Below are 2,303 nucleotides of genomic sequence, written 5' to 3' on the forward strand. Positions count from 1 at the left end.
CTTCCGTCCGACGGAAAGCCAGTCGTCGTATCGGTGCTGGGAAACGACCTGAATCTGCTGCGCCTCCCAGGCATGCGGTCTTTATTGCGCCGTACATTCCGCAACCGGCCGGTAGCCTTGTGTCCCAACGCAGAGTGGATGGTCCCCGTACTTCAACGCGCCTTCGGCGACCTTGCCCAAGTGGTTCCGGTCTCCTTCGGCATCGACGCCACGTGGTACGAAATCCAGCGAAACATCACCGAGCCGCCCGAATGGATTGCCGTCACTCGCCTGACTACGAATAAGCTGGGCCCGCTCTTCGAATGGTCCGAACCACTATTCCGCGACCACACTCGTACGCTTCACCTGCTCGGTCCGATGCAAGAGCAGGTCACGATTCCCGAGTGGGTCCGCTGGCATGGGCCCGCTACGCCGGAAGAGCTCTCAAGCCAGTGGTTTCCTCGGGCGCAGGGGTTGATCACCCTGAGTGTGCACTCGGAGGGCCGCCCACAAACCATGCTGGAGGCGAAGGCAGCCGCCCTGCCTATCATCGCGTCTGACATGCCCGCCCACGCCTCCATCATCCAGCAGGGGTCCGACGGCTTCCTTTGCTCGGATCAGGCCGGCTACGCCAGCGCCGTCGCGGCACTGGAGGATGCCGACTTGAACAGGTCGGTGGGACTCCAGGCAAGGGAGAACGCCCTGGCAGCCTTTGGCACATGGGACGATGCAGGCGCCCGCTATGCGGACATCTACCGCCAGCTGCTTGCACGAGCCACACCGGGCCGCCATTGAATGGCGGTCCGGGTCACGTCACACTGCAGCGAATTGCTGGTGACCTCATGATTACAGACACGTCCTTCCCCTTGGCCATCTTGGGTGCACCGCCGCGGTTTCGCGAGCCGGTTCATGTTGGCCGCCCGAATACGGGCGACCGCAGCACATTCCTTGCACACATCGAAGCCATGTTCGACCGCAACTGGCTGACCAACAATGGTCCGCTCGTCCAGGAGTTCGAACGGCGCGTCGCCGAGGATCTCGGCGTTCGCCATTGCGTCGCTATCTGCAACGGCACGGTGGCGCTCGAGATCGCTATCCGTGCGCTAGGGCTCACCGGCGAAGTCATCGTTCCGTCTTGGACGTTCATCGCCACCGCGCATGCGCTTGCTTGGCAGGGGCTCACGCCTGTGTTCGCCGATGTCGACCCGCATACCCATAACCTTTCACCTGAATCCGTACGCGCCGCCATCACGCCTCACACCACAGGCATCATGGCGGTGCACACATGGGGTCGCCCGGCTGCCATCGAGCCTCTCACCGCTCTGGCGGACGAGTTCGGGCTGAAGCTGATGTTCGATGCCGCCCACGGCTACCGTTGCACCCACAACGCAAAGCGCATCGGCGGTTTCGGTGCCTGCGAAGTCCTCAGCTTCCACGCGACGAAGGTCTTCAACACGCTTGAAGGTGGCGCCGTCGTCACCAACGACGACGCGCTCGCCGAACGGATGCGATTGATGCGAAATTTCGGCTTCGCAGGCTACGACAACGTCATCCACCCGGGCACGAACGGCAAGATGATCGAGGCCAGCGCAGCCATGGGCCTTACCAACCTCGACGCGCTTGATAGCTTTGTTACAGCCAACCACGAGCGCTACGATATCTATCGCGAAAGGCTGTCGGTTGTGCCAGGCGTAACCATGATTGAGTACGACGAGGCTGAAGAAAACAACTTTCACTACATCGTCGCTTCGATCGATCAACCCGCGAAGGTTACCCGTGACGTCCTGATCGACGTTCTACACGCCGAGAACATCCTTGCCCGCAAGTACTTCTGGCCAGGCTGCCACCAGATGAAACCTTACGCGGGCATTCCCCTTCGTGTCCCGTTGCCGGCCACGGAGCGCATCGCCGCACAGAATGTCGTGTTGCCGAGCGGGCCGTCGCTGGGCCGGGAAGACATTCATGCGATTTGCGATGTCATCGAGCATGCCTGCTCGCACGGCGTAAACTGAGCGATGGCATCGCACTCTTCAGTAGGAACGCCAGAGAGACTCGCCATCTTCGGAGCAGGCGGCCATGCGCGCGAAGCTGCTCTGATTGCGGAGCGCATGGGGACGTCCCGGGCGAACATCGCCTTCGTGGTCGAGGCAGCTTATCACCGCTGCAACACTCTCAGCGGTATCGCCGTGCACACGCTCGAGTCCGGGGCCTGCGATGGCTGGCCGTTCGTCGCCGCGGTGGGCGACCCCTTGCTACGCGAGCGCGTCGCTGCCATGTGCATCGAGCGGGGTATGATCGCGGGCACGCTGCACGATCCCTCAGTA

3 protein-coding genes are annotated in these 2,303 nt (G+C 62.3%); all 3 read left to right on the forward strand.

Annotated elements, in window-relative coordinates:
- Positions 1–774, forward strand: a 774-nt coding sequence (locus AC1DT2_RS21100; protein ID WP_477298519.1) for a glycosyltransferase, incomplete at its 5' end; no start/stop codon positions are given.
- A 47-nt stretch (positions 775–821) separates the two neighbouring features.
- Positions 822–1,991, forward strand: a complete 1,170-nt coding sequence (locus AC1DT2_RS21105) for a DegT/DnrJ/EryC1/StrS family aminotransferase (RefSeq protein WP_477298520.1) — start codon at positions 822–824, stop codon at positions 1,989–1,991.
- Positions 1,992–1,994: 3 nt separating this feature from the next.
- The coding region (locus tag AC1DT2_RS21110; protein WP_477298521.1) for a PglD-related sugar-binding protein at positions 1,995–2,303 on the forward strand (309 nt) is incomplete at its 3' end.

The sequence above is a fragment of the Luteibacter sp. P4_E6 genome (assembly GCF_056401535.1).

What these genes read in the sequence shown, in the direction of transcription:
- AC1DT2_RS21105 (WP_477298520.1), top strand. Translation starts at nt 822, where the DNA reads ATGATTACAGACACGTCCTTCCCCTTGGCCATCTTGGGTGCACCGCCG.